This is a genomic window from Albimonas marina (assembly GCF_029223255.1).
In the GTDB taxonomy this organism is placed as follows: domain Bacteria; phylum Pseudomonadota; class Alphaproteobacteria; order Rhodobacterales; family Rhodobacteraceae; genus Albimonas.
On record NZ_JARHUC010000009.1, the window covers coordinates 300,233 to 324,013 of the forward strand.

General features: G+C 71.9%; 12 protein-coding genes and 1 pseudogene. 5 read left to right on the forward strand and 8 right to left on the reverse strand.

The genetic code is table 11. The features are described 5' to 3' along the window. Positions 1-194 precede the first annotated feature (194 nt). The 6 genes from P2H44_RS22525 to P2H44_RS22550 form a co-directional block, all read right to left on the reverse strand. Positions 195-632, reverse strand: a complete 438-nt coding sequence (locus P2H44_RS22525; protein ID WP_275767283.1) for a type II 3-dehydroquinate dehydratase — start codon at positions 630-632, stop codon at positions 195-197. 2 nt (positions 633-634) lie between these two features. Then, on the reverse strand, positions 635-1,936 hold the full coding sequence (locus tag P2H44_RS22530) for a TRAP transporter large permease (protein ID WP_275767285.1): 1,302 nt from the start codon (positions 1,934-1,936) through the stop codon (positions 635-637). Beyond that, positions 1,933-2,445, reverse strand: a complete 513-nt coding sequence (locus tag P2H44_RS22535) for a TRAP transporter small permease (protein ID WP_275767287.1) — start codon at positions 2,443-2,445, stop codon at positions 1,933-1,935. Before P2H44_RS22535 ends, P2H44_RS22530 begins: the two co-directional genes overlap by 4 nt. Before the next feature lie 63 nt (positions 2,446-2,508). Further along, positions 2,509-3,492 (reverse strand): TRAP transporter substrate-binding protein DctP, encoded by a 984-nt coding sequence (gene dctP, locus P2H44_RS22540; RefSeq protein ID WP_275767288.1) that lies wholly within the window; start codon positions 3,490-3,492, stop codon positions 2,509-2,511. Positions 3,493-3,518: 26 nt separating this feature from the next. After that, positions 3,519-5,447, reverse strand: a complete 1,929-nt coding sequence (locus P2H44_RS22545) for a bifunctional sugar phosphate isomerase/epimerase/4-hydroxyphenylpyruvate dioxygenase family protein (protein WP_275767289.1) — start codon at positions 5,445-5,447, stop codon at positions 3,519-3,521. Beyond that, a complete protein-coding gene (locus P2H44_RS22550; protein ID WP_275767290.1) occupies positions 5,444-6,367 on the reverse strand; it encodes a shikimate dehydrogenase in 924 nt (307 codons plus the stop codon). The genes P2H44_RS22545 and P2H44_RS22550 overlap by 4 nt, the downstream gene beginning before the upstream one ends. Before the next feature lie 160 nt (positions 6,368-6,527). Between P2H44_RS22550 and P2H44_RS22555 the strand changes: the two genes are divergently transcribed. Beyond that, positions 6,528-7,235: a TetR/AcrR family transcriptional regulator gene (locus P2H44_RS22555; RefSeq protein ID WP_275767291.1), complete on the forward strand. Its 708-nt coding sequence runs from the start codon at positions 6,528-6,530 to the stop codon at positions 7,233-7,235. 136 nt (positions 7,236-7,371) lie between these two features. On the opposite strand, the gene P2H44_RS22560 is transcribed toward P2H44_RS22555, so the two are convergent. Beyond that, positions 7,372-11,064: a M10 family metallopeptidase gene (locus P2H44_RS22560; RefSeq protein ID WP_275767292.1), complete on the reverse strand. Its 3,693-nt coding sequence runs from the start codon at positions 11,062-11,064 to the stop codon at positions 7,372-7,374. A 312-nt stretch (positions 11,065-11,376) separates the two neighbouring features. On the opposite strand from P2H44_RS22560, the pseudogene P2H44_RS22565 reads away from it, so the two are divergent. The 4 genes and pseudogenes from P2H44_RS22565 to P2H44_RS22585 all read left to right on the forward strand — a co-directional run. Beyond that, positions 11,377-11,967 (forward strand): annotated as a pseudogene (locus P2H44_RS22565) (DDE-type integrase/transposase/recombinase); the annotation flags it as partial. A 326-nt stretch (positions 11,968-12,293) separates the two neighbouring features. Continuing rightward, positions 12,294-13,946 carry a choice-of-anchor D domain-containing protein gene (locus tag P2H44_RS22570; RefSeq protein WP_275767293.1) on the forward strand — a complete coding sequence of 551 codons (1,653 nt, stop codon included), beginning with the start codon at positions 12,294-12,296 and terminating at the stop codon, positions 13,944-13,946. Between the two features lie 295 nt (positions 13,947-14,241). After that, positions 14,242-15,126, forward strand: a complete 885-nt coding sequence (locus P2H44_RS22580) for a sulfotransferase family protein (protein WP_275767294.1) — start codon at positions 14,242-14,244, stop codon at positions 15,124-15,126. Between the two features lie 51 nt (positions 15,127-15,177). Then, the gene (locus P2H44_RS22585; RefSeq protein ID WP_275767296.1) at positions 15,178-21,528 is read left to right on the forward strand and encodes a choice-of-anchor Q domain-containing protein; all 6,351 of its coding nucleotides are present in this window, start codon (positions 15,178-15,180) and stop codon (positions 21,526-21,528) included. Between the two features lie 449 nt (positions 21,529-21,977). On the opposite strand, the gene P2H44_RS22590 is transcribed toward P2H44_RS22585, so the two are convergent. Beyond that, entirely contained in the window at positions 21,978-23,252 is a 1,275-nt protein-coding gene (locus P2H44_RS22590; RefSeq protein ID WP_275767297.1) for a calcium-binding protein, read from the reverse strand. Positions 23,253-23,781: the final 529 nt, after the last annotated feature.

The window sequence follows — 23,781 nt, forward strand, 5'->3', positions numbered from 1 at the left end:
CGGGCGAGCGGACCCGCGCGTCCGGCGCCCCTTCGTGCGGGGGGATGCGCGAGGCCCCGGTCCGGTCGAACGACCGGCCTCCGGGCGCATGGCGATCCGTCGGGGCGAGGGCCCGCCGGGCCGCGCCTCCAGGGCCCCGCCCTCGTCCCGGGGCGCGATCCGGTCGATCCGGCAGGGCGGATCCGGAGGCCCGATCAGTCCTCGGCCATCTCCATCAGCGCGCGCACCGCCAGCCGGTATCCGCGCGCGCCCAGCCCCGCCATCACCGCCGTCGCCACCGGCGAGACCAGCGAGTGGTGGTAGATCTCCTCGCGCTTGTGGACGTTGGAGATGTGCAGCTCGATCAGCGGGCAGGGGACCATCTTCAGCGCGTCCATCACCGCCATCGAGTAGAAGGTGAAGGCGGCGGGGTTGATCAGCACGCCCGCGGCGTCCGCGTCGATCGCCTCGTGGATCCAGCCGATCAGCTCGGCCTCGGAGTTGGTCTGGCGGAACTCCAGCGGGAAGGCCCCCGCCTCGGCCCGGCACATCGCCTCGACCTCGGCGAGCGTGGTCTTGCCGTAGATCTCGGGCTCGCGCTTGCCCAGCCGGTTCAGGTTCGGGCCGTTCAGGACCCAGATCGCGCCGCTCATGCTCACCCCTGGTAGCCGAAGAGACGGGGCAGCCACAGCGACAGCCCCGGGAAGAAGGTTATCAGCGCCAGCGCGGCCAGCATCGCCAGCAGGAACGGCAGCGCCTCGCGCGCGATGGCCTGCAGCGGCTGTCCGGAGATCGAGGCCATCACGAACAGCAGCAGCCCGTAGGGCGGCGTGATCAGCCCCAGCATGATGTTCACCACGCAGACGATCCCGAAATGCACCATGTCGATCCCCAGCGCGTTCGCCGTGGGGATGAAGACCGGCACGATCACCAGCAGGATCGTGGTCCCCTCCAGCAGGCAGCCCAGCATCAGCAGGATGGCGTTGACCATCAGCAGGAAGGCGATGGGCGACAGGTCGAACCCCGCCAGCCAGGCCGACAGCGCCGTCGGGATGTTCTCGAGCGTGACCACGTAGTTGTAGACGATGGCCCCCGCGATCAGCATCCCGATCGAGATCGTCGTGCGCGCCGCCCCCGAGAGCGAGGCGTAGAGGCTCGCCGGCGTGATCGAGCGGTAGAGGAAGGTCGAGACCAGCAGCGCGTAGAGCGCCGCGATCGCCGCCGCCTCGGTCGGCGTGGTGGCGCCGCCGTAGATGCCGCCCAGCAGCACCGCGGGCATCAGCAGCGCCGGCAGCGCCCGGAAAGTCACGCCCGGCAGCTCGCGCACGGGGACCGGCGCCTCGACCGGAAAGCGGCGCCGGCGGGAGACGCCCACGATCAGCCCCGCCTGCATCAGGCCCATCATCAGCCCCGGGACCACGCCCGCCAGGAACAGGAAGCCGATGGAGGCGTCCGAGACTAGGGCGTAGATCACCACCGGGATCGAGGGCGGGATGATCGGGCCGATGACGGCGGAGGAGGCGGTCAGCGCCGCGGCGAAGGCGGGCGGATACTTGCCCCCCTCGGTCATCATCTTCTGCATCAGCTTGCCGGTGCCGGCCGCGTCCGCGATGGCCGAGCCCGACATGCCCGCGAAGATCACCGACTGCGCCACGTTGACCAGCGCGAGCCCCCCGCGGAAGCGCCCCACGAAGGCGTTGCAGAAGGCGAGCAGCCGCGAGGTCATCGCGCCCGCGTTCATCAGCTCCGCGGCCAGGATGAACAGGGGAACGGCCAGCAGGATGTAGCTGGAGAACAGGCCGTTCAGCATCTGCTCGGCCGCGGTCCCCAGGTCCAGCCCGGACATCATCAGGTAGAGCACCGACGAGGCGATCATCGCGTGCCCGATCGGCAGCCCGAGCAGCGCCAGCGCGACGATCGAGACGACCGAAGCCGCGAACGGGTCGATGGCGATCACGGCAGGTCCTCGAGGTTGCGCTCGCCGCGCTCCGGCCGGCTGCGCAGCGCCTGCACGAACAGCCAGGCGTAGCGGATCAGAACCGCGACGGCGAAGATCATGAAGACCATGAACAGGTGGTCGTAGCGGATCTTGAGGTAGGTGGTCTTCTGGATCTTCATGAAGCTCACGAAGTCCCAGGCCGCGGGCAGCGAGGCGCCGTAGAGCACGAGCAGCGCCGCCGCCGCGATCCCCTGCATCCAGCGCCGGGTCCTCGCCCCGACCGCCGACCAGACCACGTCGAAGCGGATCTCCTCGCGCTCGGGCAGCACCAGGCCCGCGCCCCACAGCACCAGCCACAGCCACATCACCAGCGTCAGCTCCGAGGCCCAGCCGACGGGCAGGTTCAGCAGGTAGCGGAAGGCGACCTGCACCACGAAGGCCGCGAACATCACCGCCAGCATCGCGACGGCGACGTTCTCGGCCCGGCGGTGCAGCCAGCCGCCCAGCGGGACCAGGCGATCCATCATCCCGGCGTTCCTTTCATCCGCGCCCGGGACGGGGGCCGGCCCCGGCCCCGGGCGCGGTCGGCGTCACAGCGCGTTGATCCGGTCCAGCATCCCCTCGGGCCAGGACGAGGAGAGGTCGGAGTCGAGATACTTCTTCTGCGCGAAGGCGCGGAACGCGTCCACGTCGGGCGTGTAGATCTCGAGCCCCTTCTCCTTGAAGCTGTCGGCCAGCTTCTGCTCGCGCGCCAGGTGCTGCTCGGTCGACCAGGCGATGGCCTCGTCGGCGGCCTTGTCGAAGGCGGCGCGGTCGGCGTCCGACATGCCCTCGTAGGCCTTCTTCGAGATCACCAGCAGGTCGTAGCCCACCAGGTGCGAGGTCAGGACGATCTGCTTCATCACCTCGTAGAACTTCATGTTCTCGACGTTGGGCAGGGGGTTGTCCTGGCCGTCGATCGCGCCGGTCTGCAGGCCGGTGTAGACCTCGGCGTACGCCATCGGCGTGGGGTTCGCGCCCAGCGCCTCGCCCAGGAACTGCCAGGCCTCGCCGCCGGGCATGCGCAGCTTGACGCCGGCCATGTCGGCCGGGGTCTCGACGCGCTTGTCGATGCGCAGGCCGACCTGGCGGGTCCCGAAGTAGGTCGGGCCGAGGATGTGGATGCCCAGCTGGTCCTCGGCCAGCTTCTTCATCTCGGCGCCCGCGTCGCTGTCGAAGAACGCCTTCAGGTGGGCGGCGTCGCGGAACAGGTAGGCCGAGGTCAGGATCGAGAAGGCCGGGATCTGGTTGGCGATGTCCTGGGGCGCGACGTTGCCCATGTCCAGGTTGCCGCGCTGGATGGCGATGATCTCGGTGCCCTGCTTGAACAGCGTGCCGCCGTAGTAGGGCTCGATGGTCGCCACGTCCGAGACGCCGCCCTTCAGCCGCTTCATCATCTCGGCGCGGATGTCCTGCTCGGAGAACACCGCCGAGAACTTCAGCGTGGGCTTGTCCTGGGCGACCGCCGGCGCGGCGGCGAGCGCCAGCGCCCCCGCCATCAGTCCCAGCGCCGTCCTGCGCGCGATCTTCATCATGGTCTTCCTCCCTTTTCGGTTCCCGTTCAGCCGTCCAGTCGCGGCCGTGCGTCTCGGGGCAGCCCGGGCGGCCCCATCAGGCGGGCCTGCGCCGCCACCCGGAAGGGGGCGTTCGGTCCGCCGTAGCCGGCGTAGGCGCCCTGCCGCTCCACGATCTCGAAGAAGATCCCGTCCCCGAAAGGACGCGAGTAGAGCTGCAGGAAGCGCCCGCCGGCGTCCTGGTCGAAGAGGATGTCGGCGGCCCGCAGCCGCGCCACGTAGGCGTCGTCCAGCGCGAAGCGCGCGGCCAGGTCCTCGTAGTAGTTGTCGGGCATCGGCAGCGCCGAGAAGCCGTTGCGCGCCAGCGCCTCGGCCGTGGCCAGCAGGTCGGACGAGGCGAAGGCCACGTGCTGAACCGAGCTTCCGAAACTGTCGGCGATGAAGCGCCCGGCGAAGGTGCGGTGGGTCTCGGCCCCGTTCAGCGTCAGGCGCAGGCGCCCGTCGGCGGCCTCGATCGCCTGGCTGCGCACCAGCCCGCCGGGGTCCACGACGTCGACCATCGGCTGCTTCTCCACCTCGAACAGCGAGAGGTAGAACAGCGACCAGGTCAGCATCTCCTCGTAGTTCATCGTCTGGGCGACGTGATCCACGCCCGTCAGCCCCGCGGGTTCGGAGGGGGCGTCGTCCGCGACGGGGCGGAACTCCGTCTCCCAGACCCGGGCGAGCCCGCTGCGCCCGTCGATGAAGTGCAGGATGCCCCCGCCGACGCCGCGGATGGCGGGGATGTCGAGCTCCCCCGGTCCCACCGCCTGCGCGAAGGTCGCGGCCCCCAGCGCCTGCGCCCGCGCCACCGTCGCCTGCGCGTCGTCGACCGCGAGCCCGAGGTCGCACACGTTCAGCCCGTGCGCGATGTGGGCCGAGGCCGCGAAGCCCTCCCGGTCGGTGTTGACCACGATCCGCGCCTCGCCCTGCCGCCACAGGTCCACGGCCTTCGAGACGTGGCGCCCCTCGCGCCGGAAGCCCATCACGCGCAGCAGCGCGCCGAGGCCCGCGGCCTCGCGCTCGTCGGCGGCGAATTCCACGAAGCTCACGCCCTGGGCGTGGATGCGCGGCGGCATCGGCGGCGGGGCGATGGCGATCTCCGGCTCCTGGCGCGCCACCGCGTCCATCAGGTGCAGGAGCGAGCGGCGCCCGTCCACCGCGATGGTCCGCGGGCTGCCGCCCCGGAACTGGTCGTTGAAGACCTCGAGGCTGAGCGGCCCCGCGTAGCCCGTCGCCGCGACCGCGCGCATGAAGCCGGTCACGTCCAGGTCGCCCTCTCCCGGCATGCAGCGGAAGTGGCGCGACCAGTAGAGCAGGTCCATGTCGATCTTCGGCGCGTCGGCGAGCTGCACGAAGAAGATCCGGTCGCCCGGGATCCGCCGGATCGTGTCGGGGTCGATGCCGCGGCCCAGCGTGTGGAAGCTGTCCACGATCAGCCCGACCGCGGGGTGGTCGGCCCGGCGCACCACCTCCCACGCGTCGCGGTGGTCGTTGACGTGCCGGCCCCATGCCAGCGCCTCGAACCCCACGCGCAGGCCGCGGGCGGCGGCGCGCTCGCCCAGCTCGGCGAAGTCGTCGGCCATGCGGTCGACGCCGCCCAGCGCCTCGGGATGGACCGAGGAGCAGACCAGCACCAGGTCGCAGCCCATCCGCTCCATCAGGTCGAACTTGCGCTCGGCCCGGTCGAAGGCGCGGGCGCGCAGCGGCTCGGGCAGGCCCTCGAAGTCGCGGAAGGGCTGGAAGAGGGTGATCTCCAGCCCGTGGTCGGCGGCCATGCGGGCCACCTCCCCGGCGCCCTTCTCGAAGGCGATGAAGTCCTGCTCGAAGATCTCGATGCCGTCGAAACCGGCGGCCGAGATCGCGGCCAGCTTCTCGCGCAGGTCGCCGGCGAGGCAGACCGTGGCGATCGAGGTCCTGAGCGGCGCTCGCGTCATGCCGCCCCCTGCGACGCTGCGTTCGGCGCGGCGTTCGGCGCGGCGTCGAAGCTCTCGAACGTCGCCCGCATCCGGTCGGGGTCGGCCTCGCGCCCGGTGAACAGGCGGAAGGCGCGCGCCGCCTGGAAGATCGCCATGCCCGACCCCGGCAGAACGCGGCAGCCCTTCGCCCGCGCGGCGCGCAGCAGCGCTGTCTCCAGCGGGAAGTAGACCACGTCGGCGACCCAGTGGCGGGGCTCGATCGCCGCCTCGGGAAGCGGCAGGCCCGGCAGCTTGGCCATGCCCACGGGGGTCGCGTTGACGATGCCGTCGGCCTGCGCGGCGCAGGCGGGATCGCTCGCCGCCTCCGCCCGGCCCGGGCCGTGGCGCGCGACGACCGCGGCGGCGAGGTCGCGGGCGAGCGCCGCGTCTACGTCCAGGATCATCAGCCGCCCCACGCCCGCGTCGGCGAGCGCATGGGCCACGGCCCCGCCCGCGCCCCCGGCGCCGAGCAGCAGCACCGCGTCGCGGGCGACGTCGGGCAGGCCGCGGCGGAAGCTCTCGGCGAAGCCGAAGTGGTCGGTGTTGTGCCCGAACCGGCGCCCGTCGCGGAACACGACGGTGTTGACCGCGCCCACCGCCTCGGCGTTCGCCGACAGGGCGTGCAGATGGGTCATCACCGCGCGCTTGCAGGGATAGGTGACGTTGAGGCCGTCGTAGCCCTCGCCCTCCAGCCGGTCGAGCAGCGCGCCGAGCGGCTCGTCCCGTCCGGCGAGGTCGATCAGGCGGTAGTCGAGGTCGATCCCCTGGGCGCGCCCCTCGGCCATGTGCATGCGCGGCGTGCGCGACGGGCCGATGCCCTGGCCGATCAGCCCGACCAGAACGCGCCGTCGCGCGTCGGGGGCGCTCGCCTGCGCGCCGGGGGCCGTCTGGTCCGCCAATCCGAGATCCTCCCTGCGCCGGTCTCCCTCCGGCTTGCGTCGACAATGTCCGTGGCGGTTAAATATGTCAACAATGTTCGCTCCGGTTAAAATGGCGCGACGACGAGAAGCCGGGCGCCGACGCGCGCCGGCCGCTAGACTGGCCGGCGGAGGAGGCGCGATGACAAAGCTGGACGAGAGCGAGGCGGAGGCCGGGGCGGAGCCGGAGGGCGCGCGCCGCCGCTGGAAGCAGGACCCCGCGACCGTGCAGGCCGACATCCTGGACGCCGCGCGGGCGCTGTTCGCGCGCAAGGGCTATTCCGGCGCCCGGGTCGAGGAGATCGCGGCCAGCACCTCCTACTCCAAGCGGATGATCTACTACTACTTCGGCGACAAGGAGGGGCTCTGGCGCGCCGTCCTCGCCGAAGCCTACCGCCGGACCCGCGAGGCCGAGGAGGCGCTGGACCTGCGCGGCGTGCCCCCCGTCGAGGCGCTGCGCCGGCTGGCCGAGTTCACCTTCGAGAATCACGCCGCCCGCCGCGACTTCATCCGCCTGGTGATGATCGAGAACGTGCACGAGGGCGCGCACATGCCCGACGCGGACGAGATGGCGGGCCCCAACCTCTCGGTCATCCGGCTGCTGGCGGACATCTACGAGCGCGGCCTCGCCGCCGGCCTGTTCCGCCCCGGCCTGACGCCGCTGGAGCTGCACTGGCAGATCTCGGCGCTGAGCTACTTCAACGTCGCCAACCGCGCCACCTTCTCGCGCATCTTCGGCGACGCCCTGTTCACCCCCGACGGCCAGGACCGCCTGAAGCGCCAGGTCGGCGAGGCGCTGCTCCGCTTCGTGCTGACCCCCGAGGCGCTCGCACGCGAGCTGGGCGACTGACGAAGCACCGCCGCGGAGCCGGGGCCGACCGCGGACCCGCCGCCGGACGGCCGCCGCGCGAACCGAAAGGGCGCCGCGAGGCGGCGCCCTTTCAAGGCCTGGGCGGGGCGTCGGCCCGGCCTCCCGCCCCCGCCGGTCAGGCGAAGAGCAGGAAGTCCTGGAAGCTGAGGTCCGCCACGTCGAAGTTCTGAAGCGTCACCGTCTGGGTCGGGTCGGCGACCAGCTCGACGACCGTGTCGCCGCCCAGATCGTACCAGTCGAAGCTGGCCTCGATCGCCTTGCGTCCCAGCGGGCCCGCGATCCCGGTGAACTGGAGCGTGTCGAGCCCGTCCTCGAAGTCGAGGATCGTGTCCGCGCCCCAGCCCGAGACGGCGAAGCGGTAGTCGTCCCGCCCGGCGCCGCCGACCAGGGCGTCGTCGCCCAGGTCCCCCGACAGCAGGTCGTCCCCGAGCCCGCCCAGCAGCAGGTCCGCGCCCCCTCCGCCGAAGAGCGCGTCATGGCCTTCGCCGCCGCCGACCAGGTCGTCGCCGTCGCCGCCGTAGATCGTGTCCAGCCCCTCCTGGCCGGCCAGCATGTCGTCGCCGTCGCCGCCGTAGACCAGGTCGTTCTGGGCGCCGGCGAAGACCATGTCGTCCCCCCCGCCGCCGTAGACCGTGTCGAGCCCGTCGTAGGTCTCGATCAGCTCGTCGGCCTCCAGGCCGCGGAACTCGTCGTTGGCCTCGGTCATCTGGAAGTGCTCGACGTCGGTGTAGACGTCGCCCTCGGCGATGCCGGAGTTGCGGGACTGGTCGGTCAGGTCGATGACGATGCCGGTGATCGACTCGTGCACCGAGGTCCGGTCGAAGCCGTCGCCGCCGTCGATCACGTCCGCGCCCTCGCCGCCGACCAGGAAGTCGTGCCCGGCCTCGCCGTAGAGCCGGTCGTCGCCGGCGAAGCCGAAGATCGAGTCGTTCCCGCCCGCGCCGTAGACCACGTCGATCGGGTCCTCGAGGTCGAAGCCGATGTAGAGGTCGTCGAACTCCGACAGGCCGAACTCCTCGATCGAGATCCAGGTGTCGTTCGCCGCGTCGCCGGTGTTCTGGGACGGGTCCTGCTGGTTGATGACCACCGGGCCCGTCGCATCCTCGAACGAGGCGCGGTCCCAGCCCTCGCCGCCGTCGAGCGTGTCGGCGCCCGGCCCGCCGGAGAGGGTGTCGTCCCCCGCCTCGCCCATCACCAGGTCGACGCCGCCCTCGCCGAACAGGCGGTCGTTGCCCACGCCGCCCCAGATCGTGTCGTCGTCGTCGCCGCCGTGGATCTCGTCGTCGCCGGCGTCGCCCCACAGGCTGTCCATGCCGGCGCCGCCGTAGACGAGGTCGTCGTCGTCGCCGCCCGAGACCGCGTCGTTCCCGCCGCCCGCGGCGATCGAGTCCGCCCCGGCGCCGCCCTCGATCGTGTCGACGCCGTCGCCGGTCTCGATGGCGTCGTTTCCGTCGCCGCCGTAGACGGTGTTGGTCCCGCCGCCGGCGGAGATCTGGTCGTCCCCGCCGCGGCCCCAGACCAGGTCGTCGCCGTCGCCGGTCGTGATGTCGTCGTCGCCGGCGCCGCCGTCGGCGGTGTTGGCGCCGTGGCCCGCGTCGATGACGTCGGCGCCGTCGCCGCCGAAGATCACGTCGCTCCCGCCCAGCGTGACGATCACGTCGTTTCCGGCGTCGCCGGAGATCGACTCGTTTCCGCCGCCGCCGGAGATCGTGTCGTCGCCGACGCCGCCCAGCGCCTCGTCGTCGCCCAGGCCCAGCGCGATCACGTCGTCGCCGCCGTTGCCCTCGACGTAGTCGTCGCCGTCGCCGGCGTCGATGACGTCGTTTCCGGTCCCGCCTTCGCCCGGGCCTTCGCCGTAGATCTCGTCGTCGCCGTCGCCGCCGAACAGCGAGTCCGAGCCGCCCATGCCGTAGATCCGGTCCGCGCCGGTTCCGCCGTAGGCCGTGTCGTCGCCCGCGCCGGCCTCGATCGCGTCGTCGTCCGCGTCGCCGTGGAGCTCGTCCTCGCCGTCGTTGCCGGTCAGCAGGTCGTCGCCGTCGCCGCCGTAGACCGTGTCGTCGTCGCCGCCGCCGTAGAGGTAGTCGCCCGCGCCGTCGCCATGGATCAGGTCGTCGCCCGCGCCGCCGGAGACGATGTCGAAGTCCGCGCCGCCGTAGGCCTCGTCGGCCCCGTCGCCGCCCTCGATCTCGTCCGCGCCCTGGCCGCCGAGCAGCAGGTCCGCGCCGTCGCCGCCGTAGAGGTCGTCGTCGCCGTCGCCGCCCACGATCTCGTCGTCGTCGCCGCCGCCGGAGACCACGTCGTCGCCGAGGCCGCCGTAGAGGGAGTCGGCGTCGAGATTGCCGAACAGCGCGTCGTCGCCGTCGCCGCCGAAGACGATGTCCAGCCCGTCTCCGCCGTAGATCGTGTCGCCGTCGTCGCCGCCGTAGGCGATGTCGTCGCCGCCGCCGCCTTCGATCAGGTCGGCGCCCGCGCCGCCCTCGATCACGTCGTCGTCGTCGCCGCCGTAGATCTCGTCGTCGCCGGTCCCGCCGATCAGGCTGTCCTCGCCGGCCCGGCCCTGGAGCGTGTCGTTCCCCGCGCCGCCGTCGAGCGTGTCGTCGCCCTCCTCGCCGTTGAGGTCGTCGTCGCCGTCGCCGCCGACCAGCAGGTTGTCGGCCACGTTGCCCAAGAGCACGTCGTTCCCCGCGCCGCCGATCGCGTTCTCGATCAGCGAGCGCAGGTCCCCCTGGTAGAGCCGCGCGTTGGCGACGTTGCCCGCGACCGCGCCGCCGATCGAGGCGAGCTGCGCGCTCGACAGCGTCGACCACTCGCCCGGCCGCAGGTCGATCTGCACGCCGCCCGCGTAGTTGGAGGCGTCGTAGGTGTCGTTGCCGTCGCCGTCCCAGACGGTGAGGAAGATGCGGTTGATCGAGGGCGTCCGCTGCGCGGCCCCGTCGATGGACATGGTCCCGTCGATCTCGGACCAGGTGTAGACCGTGTCGCCGGAGTTATGGTCGAAGTTGGCGCCGTAGAGATACTGGATCGCCGCGATGTCCAGCATCATGATCGTCTGTGGATAGTGCCCCTCGGCGGGCGAACCCGTGTAGGTCATCACCGTGTATTCGAGCGAGTCGAACTCCGCCGGCATGATCGGCCCGGCCTGGTCGGTGATCGCGGATTCCAGCCATTCGGGAATGTCGCCGCCGAACAGGCCGCTCTCCTGCGCGTGCTTCAGGCCCAGCGCGTGGCCGAGCTCGTGCATGATGGTGCTGTCGGCGAAGGTCCCCGGCGCGGGCGCGTCGTAGCCCGAGCGCGGGAACCACATGTCGCCCAGCACGCTCGAACCCAGCAGGTTCTCGACGCTCGCCAGCGGCGGGATCGCGTAGGCGCGCCCGTCGTTGGTGGTCCCGGTCTCGCCGAAGCGCAGGTCCTGGTGGGTGAACCAGCCTTCCTCGCCGAAGCTGAACGAGAGCCCGCTGACCGAGGCGTACTGGGCGAGCGCGAACTCCGCGGAGTCCTTCTGGGCGGCGTTGAACTCCTGGAAGTCGTTCAGGGCGACCGCGGTCACCGCGATCTCGTCGTAGAAGGCGAGGATCGCGATGGGCGGCGGGACGCCGAGGCCGATCAGGCCGAAGTAGGCGGTGATGCTGCCGAGCGTGCCGATCTCGAAGAATTCGTCGAAGACGTAGGGCAGTCCGCTGTCCGGAAAGCTGTAGCTGAGGGAGGTCGTGTCCCATTTCCAGACGGTGGTTCCGTCGTCCTCGTCGACCAGAAGCAGCGCATCGATCGTGATGTCGCCAGAGATGGTGGTGGTTGCGACGCCGGCCATGAGGTCCCCTCCTCCCAACCCGCCTTTAAAGCGAGGGACGGGTTGCGTGCGCGATTTGCAATTATTGCATGTTTAGGCCGAGTCTGGCAAGTTTCGATAAGTATTCACTCATGTCTTGTTCATAAATCACAATTTTCCTTGCGACGACGAGCGTTCGCGACTTTCGTCAAGATGAACGGAGGCGGCCTCGACTAGACGCCGCCTCGCCGAAGGGGCGACGGGACGCGGCGCGGACCGCGACGCCGCAGGTCATGCGCGGCTTCGACGCTTGAACCGGATCGCGGCCCGAGACGCGGCTCGACCGGCCCGGGGATGCGCCGCAGGTCCGGCGCCCGCCGCCGCTTCCCGCCTCTCGTCATCCAGCACGCGGCCTGGCTCTACCTTCGGTTCGCCCGCAGCTGGCGAGATGTCGAGGATCTGGCGGCCGAGCTCGGGATCGATGCCTCCCACGAGACCGTCCGCCGTTGGACGCTCGAGTTCGCCGCCGGAACCGATATCCCTGACGCGCCGGCGACGACGGGGGGCGAGGTGATCGTCCAGTCTCAACGGGATGAGGCGGCGGCGCCGAGGCTGATGCGCAAGCCGCTCGAAGGACACGGCTTCGTGCCGGCAGCGATCGTCACCGACCGACTGCGATCCGACGGCGCGGCCCTGCGCAACCTCCGTCCAGCGGACCGCCATGCGACCGGCGGCCGGTCGAACAACCGGGCCGAGGTCTCGCATCGACCCTCTCGCGAGCGGGAGAGCCAGAGGTGCGGGTTCGGATCGCCTGGCCCAGGCCCGCGCTTCCTGTCGCCCTGCGCCGCCGCCTGCAGCCGCTTGAACATTCGGCGTCACCTGTTCTCCCGTCGAACCATGAAGAGGCTCCGGGCCGGCGCCTTCGCGACCTGGCGCAAGGCCGCCGCCTCCTGGGCCGCAGATGCGCCGCCGTTTCAGGCGATCGCCCGACAACGTGACGGCGCCGATGGGGCGCGTGCCCGGGATTGTTGCGCCGCGTCTCGGGGCGCCGTCCGGCTGGCGTGACGAAGCCGCGGCCGCAGGAAGGCGGGCGAGCGGATCCGACTGGTTATCGAGAGAGTTATGACGTAAGGTAAATTTAATTGCCGATCGAGTCCGTCGTCAGCGGTTTATCCGGTGCACGCGTGCGTCAGATTGCGGCGATCCTTCCATGATCTGGCGCCTCGGGGCGTTGCTCGCGTGATCCGGAGATCGGCGTTGCCGGCGGCCTCGTGGCTATCGGCCGGAACGCGTGTTCCCGGCTCATCGAAACGGGGAACCAGACCATGCGCCGATACCTGCCGTCCCTCCTCCCGGTTCTGACGAGCGCCGTCTGGGTCCTGCCGGCCCATGCGCTGCCGTTCCTCGTGACCCCGCTTTCGTTCGATTTCGGGGACGTGCACAAGGGCGCGACCTCCTTCACGGCGACCGTGAACATCACCAACACGACGAGCGAGACCCTGAACCCGCAGCTTGCCGGGGGCGCGCCCTTCACGGCGAACTTCGGGGCCTCGCAGAACTGCGGCGGGCGGGACCTCGGGCCGGGCGAGTCCTGCCAGATCTTCTACGATTTCAGGCCGCAGGACCTCGGCGAGCTGACCGACGTGTCGCGCCTCTCGGTTGGCGGCGAGCTGCGGGAGATCGACCTCAGGGGCGCCGGCATCCGGGCGTTCCTCGCCACCCCCGGCGCGCTCGACTTCGGCGCGGTGCAGGTCGGCCAGGTCTCTTCCCAGCAGGTGATGAACATCAGGAACCTGAGCGATACGGCCCTGAACCCGGGGCTGGCCGGGGGGGCGCCGTTCACCTCGAACTTCGGCGCCGCGCAGAACTGCGGCGGCGGCGACCTGGCGGGCGGCGCGTCGTGCCAGATCTTCTACGATTTCAGGCCGCAGGAGTCCGGCGCGCTGACGGACGTGTCCCGGCTCACGATCGACGGCGAGCTTGCGGAGGTGCAGCTGAGCGGCTTCGGGGCCGACGAACTCGACCCGGGGTCGCCCTGGCGCGTCTCCGCGCGGGCGCTGAACTTCGGCGACGTGCGCAAGGGCGAGACCTCGCCGCAGCAGAAGGTCACCATCACCAACGTCAGCGACGAGACGCGCAACCCCGGCCTCGCCGGCGGCGCGCCGTTCACGCCCGACTTCGGGGCCTCGCAGAACTGCGGCGGGCACGATCTCGCTCCCGGCGAGTCCTGCGAGCTCTTCTTCACGCTCAGGCCGACGGTGAACGGTCCGCTGACGGACGTGTCCCGGTTCTCGCTGGACGACATGGCGGTCGAGATCGCCCTCGGCGGCCGGGGACTGGACGCGTTCCTCGTCTCGACCCTCGCGCTGGATTTCGGCGAGATCGACGTCGGCGAGGTCTCGCCGCAGCAGTCGATCTCGATCACCAACGTCAGCGGCGCGACGCGCAACCCCGGCCTCGCCGGCGGCGCGCCTTTCACCGCCGACTTCGGGGCCTCGCAGAATTGCGGCGGACGGGACCTCGGGCCGGGCGAGTCCTGCCAGATCTTCTACGACTTCAGGCCGACCGGGGGCGGCTCTCTCGACGACACGTCCAGGTTCACCGTGGACGGCCGCCTGATCTCCGTCGCGCTGAGCGGGCTCGGCCTGGGCGGCACGCCGCCGCCCCCGCCGCCGCCCGACACCGTCGTTCCAGCGCCGGCGACCCTGCCGCTGCTGGGCGCCGGTTGGCTGGCGTTCCTCCTCCTCGGCTCGCGTCGGCGCCTGCGTCCCGAGCCGCCTTGCGCGCCCGGGCCGGAGCGCTCTGGGGCGCCGAGACACGGGGCGACAGGTCCCTGGCCATGCGCTCCATCTCCCGCGCCCGCCATCGCTTTCCGTCGGTCATCTCTCGGCACGTCGTCACGCTCCACCTCCGGTTCGCCCTGAGCCGCCGGGAAGTCGAGGACCTGCTCGCCGAGCGCGGGACCGGCGTCTCCTGCGAGACCGTGCGCCGCTGGACGCGCAACTTCGGCGCCGCCTGCGCTCTGCGGATCCGGGAGCGCCGCTCATGAACCCTGACGCCGGACGCCCGTTAAGAGCGCGCCGCCTCCGCGCCTGCAAGGCGTCGTTCGGCGCCGGTCGCCGACGTCGGCGCGATGCCGCCGAGGTCGACGGGTCGTTCTGGACGCGTTATCCTTCCGTAACGGAAATCTCCTCGGGGCTTGGGAGGAGGAAAGTCGTCATGGGCGAGACGACGCGATACCGCTTCATCTCGGGGCTGCCGCGGTCGGGCTCCACGCTGCTCGCGGCGCTGCTGGGGCAGAACCCCCGGTTCCGTGCCGGCATGAGCAGCCCCGTGGCCGGACTGGCCGACGCGGTGATCGCGCAGGTCTCGGCCGGCTCGGAGTTGCACGCCATGGTCGACCGCGATGCGCGCAGGCGGCTGGTGCGGAGCCTGTTCGACGCCTACTACGCCGAGGCGCCGGAGCCGGTGATCTTCGACACCAACCGCTCCTGGACCGCGAAGCTGCCGGCGCTGGCGGAGCTGTTCCCCGACGCGCGCGTGATCTGCATGGTCCGCGACGTCGCCTGGATCCTCGACAGCCTCGAGCGGCGGTTCCGCGCCGACCCGTTCGAACACACCCGCCTGTTCGCCTCCGCCGCCGAGCGCGCCACCGTCTACACGCGGGTCGAGGCGCTGACCGCCGCCGACCGGGTCGTCGGCTACCCCTGGCACGCCCTGCGGGAGGCCTGCTTCGGCGAACATGCCGGACGGCTGATGATCGTCGACTACGACCTGCTGACCCGCCGCCCGGCGGAGGTGATGGCCCTGGTCTACCGCTTCCTCGAAGAGCCGCCGTTCGACCATGACTTCGAGCGCGTCGCCTTCGACGCCCCGGCCTTCGACGCGCAGCTCGGCATGGGCGGCCTCCACCGCGTCCGCGACCGGGTCGCGCCGGCCCCGCGCGAAACCGTGCTGCCCCCCGACCTGTTCGAGCGCTACGCCCGCCTGTCGTTCTGGAAGGACCTCGCCGGCTCCCGCGCCTGGCGGATCGTGTCCGAGGGCGACGCCGAGACGGCGGAGGTCGGAGCGGCCGGGCAGGGGCGGGCGGCGGCGGCCGACTAGGGCGGCGCGGCCCGACGGCGCGGCGCCGGAGGGGAAGGGGGAACGACGGCCATGGCGATCATCACCGTGGACAGCCTTCTGGACGACGGCGCGGGGTCTTCGACGACCCTGCGCGAGGCGATCGCCCTCGCCTCCGACGGCGACCGCATCGTTTTCTCGGTCGCGGGCACGCTGACGATGATCGCCGGCCAGTTCTTCATCGACGCCGCCGTGGAGATCGACGGCGATCTCGACGACGACGGCGTCGCGGACGTGACCCTGGATGCGGACGGGCTCGACCGGGTGATCGAGGTCGCCGCCGACGCCTCGGATCACGTGACCCTCGACGGGTTGATCCTGACCAACGGCTCGGCGGCGAGCGGCGGCGGGCTGCGGCTCAGCGACGGCTCGCTGACCCTTCGCAACACGGTCGTCGCGAACAACACGGCGATCCTGCGGGGCGGCGGCATCGACGCGCTGGGCGGGGCGCTGATGCTGCTCGACAGCCGCATCACCGGCAACTCGGCCGGCAAGGGCGGCGGGATCTACGCAGCCTACGGACCGGTGATCGCGGACGGCGGCTCGATCGACGGCAACACCGCGGCCGACGGCGCGGGCCTCTACACCGTCGCGCAGGCGCGGCTGCAGAACCTGACCGTGGCGGGCAACGTCGGCGGCCCGGCGCTGGAGGCGCGCCACCACGGGCCGGGGCTGACGCTGGTCAACGCCACCGTGACCGGCAACGTCAACGAGGGCGTGAGCTCGCTGGCGGTCGAGGCGGGGACCGGCACGGCCCTGTCCATCGCGAACTCGATCGTCGCCGGCAACGGGCCCGTGGGCGCCGCGCAGGTCTCCTCCGGCGCGATCTGGAGCGGGGTGAACCTGCTCGACCGCGCCACCTCGCGCGGGGCGCCCGACCTGGTGGAGACGGACCTCGCGAAGATCTTCGAGGCGACGGTTCTTCACGACCCGGACGGCGCGCCCGGTTCGGGCGACGAGTTCCTGGGCGGCGCGATGACGGTCGAGGGCGGCGTCGGCGTGGCCCGCATCCGGCGCGGCGGCCCGGCCGAAAACGCCGCCGACCTCGCCGCCGCGCCGACGGATCCGCTGGATCGGGACGGCGACGCCTCGACCGCCGAGACCTCGCCCTGGGACGGCCGCGGCGACGGGTTCGCCCGCGTCGACGGCGGCGCGCTGGACATCGGCGCGTTGGAGCTGGTGGACCACCCCCCGGTTTTCGAGGGCGCGCTGGCCGGCGGCGCGGCGTCGGCCTCCGTCTCCGAGGCCGCGGCGACCGGCGCCGCGGTCTTCGACGTCGACGCGAACGACGGCGACGGCGGAGCGACCGACGCCGGCCTGACCTATGCGCTGCTCGCGCCCGAGGATCGCGACGGCGACGGCGTCGCGGCCTTCGCCATCGACGCCGCCACCGGCGAGATCACGGTGCGCGACGCCGACGAGATCGACTACGAGGCGAAGGGTTCCGGCGCCTTCTTCACCGCCGCCGCCGACTACGTCCTCGACGTCCGGATCCTCGACGGCGGGGGCAAGAGCGCGACCGCGCAGCTGACCGTCTCGATCTCCGACGAGGCCGAGACCTTCGTGGTCGACACGTTGGACGACGCGCTGGACGGCGACGTCTCGGCCGGCGCCCTCAGCCTCCGCGAGGCGGTGGCGATGAGCAACGTCGACACGTCCAACGACGACGCGATCCGCTTCGCCTCCGGCCTCGCGGGGACCATCACGCTGACGCAGGGCACGCTGCGGGCGATGGGAACGCTCGACATCGACGGCGACACGGACGGCGACGGCGAGGGCGACCTGACCCTCGACGCCGACGGCACCGGCGCGGTGATCGAGATCTGGGGCGCCGGCGCCAGCGTGGTGCGCGCGCTGACCCTGACCGGCGGCCGCCTCGGCCCGCCCAGCACGCCGGGCGCGGTGCAGACGTCCGGCGCCGGCCTCGCCCAGACCAGCGCGGGCGGGACGCTGAGGCTGGAACGCGCGACGATCACCGGAAACGAGACCCATGGCGGCTGGGGCGGCGGCCTCTACGTCCGCGGCGGGGCCGAGGTGATCGAAAGCGTGATCTCGGACAACTTCGCGCGCTACGCGGGCGGCGGCATCGCGAACTTCCTCGGCTCGCTGACCGTCGTCGGCTCGACCATCGCAGGCAACCGCACCAACGGCATCGGCGGCGGCATCTTCAACCGCGCCGACGGCGCGGGCGACGGGCTGTGGATGGCCAATTCCACCGTGGCCCGCAACGTGGCGGCGGGCTCGGTCTACACCGGCTCGGGCGGGGTGGACGACCGCGCCGAGGGCGGCGGCATCTACCTGGCGGGCGAGAACGCCGTCTCGCGGATCTACAGCAGCTCGATCGTCGGCAACTTCGGCGAGTTCAACGGCGGCGGCATCCGCGACAACGCCCGCCCGATCTCCCCCGCCTCGCCGGACACGCTGGTCCTGGTCAACAGCCTGCTGGCGGGCAACGGATCGAACGGGGCGCGCAACGACCTGCACGCCGACCCGATCCCCTCGCTGGGCAAGACGCTGCCGGCGCGGTTCGTCGGAACCAACGTCCTGTCGCAAAGCTACCTGCCGCCGGGCGCGGGGGGCTACACGGTCGAGACCAGCCTGGCGAGCATCTTCGCGGGACTTTCGACCATGGACCCCGACGGCGTCGCGGCCTCGGGCGACGAGTTCCTGACCGGCGTCCTCGCCGACAACGGCGGCCGGGTCCCGACGGTCGCGATCAAGGGCGGCGGCGCGGCGGACGACGCGGGCGACGCCGCCCATCCGCCGCGCACGCCCACCGACCTCGACGGCGACGGCCAGCTGCAGCTGTTCAGCGACGCGCGCGGGCCCGGCTTCGAGCGGCAGGTCGGCGCCTCGATCGACGTCGGCGCGTTCGAACGGCAGGCGCCGAGCTTCGTCGACGACCCCGACGCCGGCACGGTCGAGGATCCGCTGCCGGTTTCCGAGGCCGCGGCCGTCGGCGTGCTGGTCTTCGACTTCCAGGCGACGGCGGGCCTGGGCGGCGCGCCGGACGAGGGCGTGACCTACGCCTTCGATCCCGCCCGCCTCTCGGGCAATGCGGATCGCGACGGCGACGGGATCCGGGCCTTCGCGCTGAACGCCGCGAACGGTCGGCTGACCGTCGCCGACCCCGACGACCTCGACACAGACGCCGACCATGCCGGCGCGGGCCAGCCCTTCGACATCTACGTCGTCGCCCAGGGTCCCGGCCCCAATCCGCTGAGCACGGCGCGCGCGGCGCTTCGCGTCGATGCGCAGGACGTGCCGGACGTGCTGGTGGTGGATTCGCTCGCCGACGTGGTCGACGGCGACTTCGGCCCCGGCGGCTTCACGCTGCGCGAGGCGTTGATGGTCGCCGACCGCGACCCGACCACGCGGGACACGATCACCTTCGCCCCCGGCCTCGCCGGCGGCACGATCACGCTGGATGGGACCGCGCTCTATTTCGACGGGCTGCTCGACATCGACGGCGATCTCGACGACGACGGCGCGCCCGACGTGACCATCGACGCCGACGACCGCTCCCGCGTGCTGAATCACTTCGCGGACGACGCGACCCTGACCGGCCTGCGCCTGACGGGCGGCGAGGTCGACGGGCACGGCGCCGGCGTCTTCGTGAACTCCGGCGACCTCCGCCTGGTGAATTCCGAGGTCGTGGACAACGAGATCGTCGCGCCGACCTTCTCCCGCTCCGGCGCGGGGCTGTTCGTGGCGGGGCGGCTAGAGCTCGTCTCCAGCGCCGTCACGGGCAACGTCAACGGGCGGGGGCAGGGCGGCGGCGTCTGGATGGGGACGGGCGAAATCCGCGACAGCCGGATCGCCGACAACTCCGCCACGGTCGCCGGCGGCGGGGTCGTCGGGTGGAACGTCCAGATCTTCGGATCCACCCTCTCGGGCAACGTGGCCTCGAACGGCGACGGCGGGGGGCTGTGGCTGACGGGGGGATACGGGAACCGCATCGAGGGGTCGACCCTCTCGGGCAACTACGCCCTGCGCACCCTCCCGACCTTCGCCGAGGGCGGCGCGCTCAAGATCGACGGCGGGGCGCTGACGATCGCCGACAGCGCGGTGTTCGGGAACTTCGCCTCCGACCAGGGCGGGGGCGTGCACGCCGTCGACGCGGCGCTGACGCTGTCGCAGGCGACCTTCGCGCGCAACGGCACTGGCGGGGAAGGCGGCGGGCTCTACGCCCACGGCGGCGGCGTGACGCGGGTCACGGACTCGACATTCACCTCCAACGCCGCGGGGGGCATCGGTGGCGGGCTGTACACGCGATCCACGGGGGGCGGGTTCCTCGACATCTCGAACAGCATCGCCACCGGCAACGACGGCGGCGACCTGAAGATCATCGCCGGCGCCGCGGCGACCGCGTTCGGCGGGGTCAACATCTTCGGCCCCGATTCCTCCGGCGCGAAGATCCTGGGCGACGCCGAGGACCTGGCCGCCACCCCGGTCGAGACCTTCCGGGACGTCTCCCAGCACCAGCTGGTCTGGACCCGGGCGGGCTTCGGAACCTCGCCCTTCATCCACGGCGACCTGGCCGGGAACGGCGGTCCGACGCAGACCGTCGCGCTGCGTCCGGACGGCGTCGCCGTCGACGCCGCCGACCGCCGCCCGCTCGACCTGACCGAGTTCGACGGAAGGGGCGAGGGGTTCGAGCGGGTCGTCGGCGCCGTCTCCGACATCGGCGCGGTCGAGGCGCGGGCCTTCGCGGCCTCCGGCCCCTCGACGCCGGTGTTCGAGGCCGGGACCGTCTCGCTGACCCACGCGCCCTCCACGCTGACGCTGACCCGCAGCTACGTGGACCCCGTCGCCATCGCCTTCGTCGCCTCCCGCTTCGGCGAGCAGCCGGTGGCGGTCCGCGTGGTCGACGTCTCGGGCGACGAGCTGACCCTGCGCCTGCAGGAGCCCGACTACCTCGACGGCGAGCATTCGATCGAGACCGTCAGCTACCTTGTCGCCGAGGCCGGCGCCTGGGTGCTGCCGGACGGGACGTTGTTCGAGGCCGGGTCCTTCCTCGACGGCGGCGTCCTGCCCGCGGACGGGTTCGAGAGCGTCGCCTTCGTCGCGGGCTTCGCCGAGCGCCCCTCCGTCCTCTCCCAGGTGCAGGGCGAGGCCGGCCCCTCCTTCGTCGTGACCCGCCAGCAGGGCGACGGCCCCGGCGGCTTCGAGGTGGCGATGCAGGAGGAGGAGGCCGGCGACCTCGCCCATGCCGTCGAGCGCATCGGCTGGATCGCGTTCGAGCAGGGAAAGGGCGCCGCGGGCGGCGTCGCCTGGGCCGCGGGGTCGGAGGCCGGCGTCGCCAGGGGCGTCGCCACCGTCGCCCTGCCGGCGGGGTTCGCCGGCGCCTCGACGCTGGCAGGCTTCTCCTCGGTCGAGGGCCTCGACCCGGTCTGGGCCCGGGGCGCGGGCGCGACCGGCGCCTCCTTCGACGTCTTCGCGCAGGAGGAGCAGAGCCTCGACGCCGAGCTCGGCCACGCCGCGCAGCGCCTCGACTGGGTCTCGATCGACCGGCCGGGGGCCGGGGCGGCCTCCGTCTCGGGCGTGGCGATGCGCGCGGTGCTCGAGACCGGAGAGACCGTCATCGACGACGTCGGCGCCGTGATAGATTTCCTCGCCGACTACGAGAACCCGGTGATCGTGGCCTTCGTGGCCACCGCCAACGGCCGGCAGGAAGTGAACGTCCGCGTCTCGGACGTGACCTCGACCTCGGCCCACCTGCGCCTGCAGGAGCCGAACTACCTGGACGGCAAGCATGTCGCCGAGACGGTGCGATACGTGATCGGCGAGGCCGGCTCGTGGGCGCTGCCCAACGGGGCGCAGGTGGACGTGGGCACGGTGCGCACCAACCTGACCAGTCCCCGCGGTTTCGAGGACATCGCCTTCAGCCGCGGGTTCGAGGCCCGACCGTCGCTGCTGGCGCAGGTGCAGACCGACGCCGGCCAGGATTTCGTCGCCGCCCGCGTCCGCGCCGTCGTCGCCGACGGCTTCCGTATGTCGATGCAGGAGGAGGAGGCGAACCTCGCCTCCGGCCACGCGGTCGAGACGCTGGGCTGGATCGCGGTGTCGCCCGGCGAGGGCGGCTCGGACGACTTCCGCTGGCAGGCGGGCGGCGCCCCGGGCGTCAGCCACCTGGTCTCGTCCACGACCGTCGGCGGCATCTATCCCGCCGGCGTCCGCGCCGTCGCCTCGCTGTCGAGCTACGCCGGCGCCGATCCCGCCTGGGCCCGCGGCGCGGGGACGAGCGGCGGCGCGTTCGAAGCCCGCGTCGAGGAGGACCGCAGCGCCGACGCCGAGATCGGTCACGCCCCCGAAACCCTCGACTGGTTCGCCTTCTCCCGCGCCGGCGTGATCTACGGCACGGACCTGGACGCGCTGCTATAAGGATGCGGCAGCGGTGACCGAGGCGCCGCAGCCCGGCGCGGGCTCGTCATCGCGGGACGGGGAATGCGGCGGGGCGCGCGGCATTCCCAGCGGCTTCGACGCGCAGATCAGCAGACGCCCGCGAGCAGCTTGAGGCCGAGCCTTGGGCGGCCACGAATTCGCGCCACGTCGCGAAGGCGTCCGTGCGGAGGTGCTTCATCGTACGGCGGGCAATCAGGTGACGCTGGATGTTGGAGTTGTTGCAGGCGGCTGGTCCGCCCCCATCGGGTGGCCCGGGGATGGCCTGGGTGCACAACGGCGGCACGTGGCCGATGCTGCGTCGCCTGCTGTTCTCCCGCGAGGTCGACCTCCGGCCTGCGACCCCTCGCGCGACGCGCGGCCGCGGCGCGGCGCAGGCGGGCCCGATGCGCGTCGGCGTCGCCCCGCGTCGGAGCGGCGCCGGGCGCGCGTCAGAAGAAGTTGTCGGCGTCGTTCAGCGTGGCTGCGTCGACGCCCTTCACCGTGCCGATCAGGTCGCCGCCGGCGGTGCGGATCTCGGCCCCGCCCGGCACGTCGTCGAATGTCAGGTCGCCGAAGGGGAGATCGACGCGGATGCGGTCCGTGCCGGCTTCGAAGTCGGCGATGATGTCGACGCCGCCGCCGGTGACCAGCACGAACTCGTCCGCGCCGCCGCCCCCGGTCAGCAGGTCGTCGCCGTCGCCGCCGTCGAGCGTGTCCTTGCCCGAGCCGCCGCGCAGGTCGTCAGCGTCCGCGCCGCCGAACAGCGCGTCGTCGCCTGAGCCGCCGAAGATCGTGTCGTCGCCCAGGCCGCCGAACAGCTTGTCGTCGCCGCTCTGCCCGGCGATCGCGTCGTCGCCGCCGCCGCCGGACAGGAAGTCCCCGCCCGTGCCGCCTTCGACGCTGTCGTTGCCCTCGCCCCCGTCCACGTAGTCGTCGCCGCCCGAGCCCTTCAGGTCGTCGTCCCCGGCCTCGCCGAAGATGAAGTCGTCGCCGCCGCGCCCGTTGATCGAGTCGTCGCCGCCGCGCCCCGAGATGAAGTTGCCCCGGTCGTCGCCCAGCAGCGTGTCGCGCCCGTCGGTGCCGCCCAGGTCGACGAACTTCTTGATGATCTGGTCCTCGCCCTTGATGCGGGCGAAGTTGTTTAGCAGGTCGCCGAACACGCCCAGCTTCTTCGTTCCGACCTCAACCGAGCCGTAGAAGATGCCGTTGTCGCCGGCGCCGCCGTTGATCTTGTCGGCCCCTTCCGAGCCCAGGACGGTGTCGTCGCCGCCTCTGGCCTTGATCACGTTGTCCCCGACCGTGCCCAGGATCCGGTCCGCGAGGCCGGTTCCGATGATCCTGATCGCCTCGCGGCCGAACACGGAGGCGAGGTGGTGGAGCGCGCCGTCGAGGTCGCCGGCCTGATGGTGGTCGAGCCCTTTATGAAGCGCGTCGAAAAAGTCGTCGAAGCGCATTTCTTCGGCCAGGCCGCTGGCCAGGTGGGCCCCGTCATCTAGGTCGAGGTCGAGGGCGGCCACGAATTCGGGCGCGCCCGTGGCGTCCAGGATGAGCTCCAGGTGAGCGACGAAGCCGCCGCCGCTCAGCTCGAGCTCGCCATAGGTCTTGCCGGTCCTGGTGAAGACCTGGTCGTAGTCGGTTGCGGCGTACAGCATCAGCAGGATCTCGCCCGGCGACAGGCCTGCGTCGGCCGCGCCGGGCTTCTGCTTGATCTTTCCTCCAGGCATGGTCGGCCCCCTGTCCCATGGCGACGATCGAGCGGGCCCGACGCGCCGTCCGGTTTCGCTGGGCCGCGCCCGAGACCGCCGGCGAGGGGCGGCGTCGATGATGCCCAGGCGTTCCCCAGTAGGCTTCCGCAACGTCATGTTAGCGTCGAACATTGCCGCGACCCAACCGAAATCGGATTGCACGGCCTGACCGAGACTCCGTGCGCGCCTCGAAGACGACGACACGGCCCGATCGCTCCGCCAGGCGCAGGGGTCCGCAGCCATTCAGGTTGGCTGATCCGCTCGACAACGGTGCATCGCGCGGCGGCTTCGACATATCGACCGGATCGCGCATCAAGATGAGGTGCGAGACACCCGGGCAAGCGTCGCATCGTCTGTGCCCGCCATCGCGTTCCGCCGGTCATGATCCAGCACGCGGTCTGGCTCCATGCCAGGTTCGCCCTGAGCTAGCGCTATGTCGGGGACCTGCTGGTCGAGCGCGGGATCGCCGCCGCATGAGGTGCAGACCCACTCCGTTTCAGGCGATCGC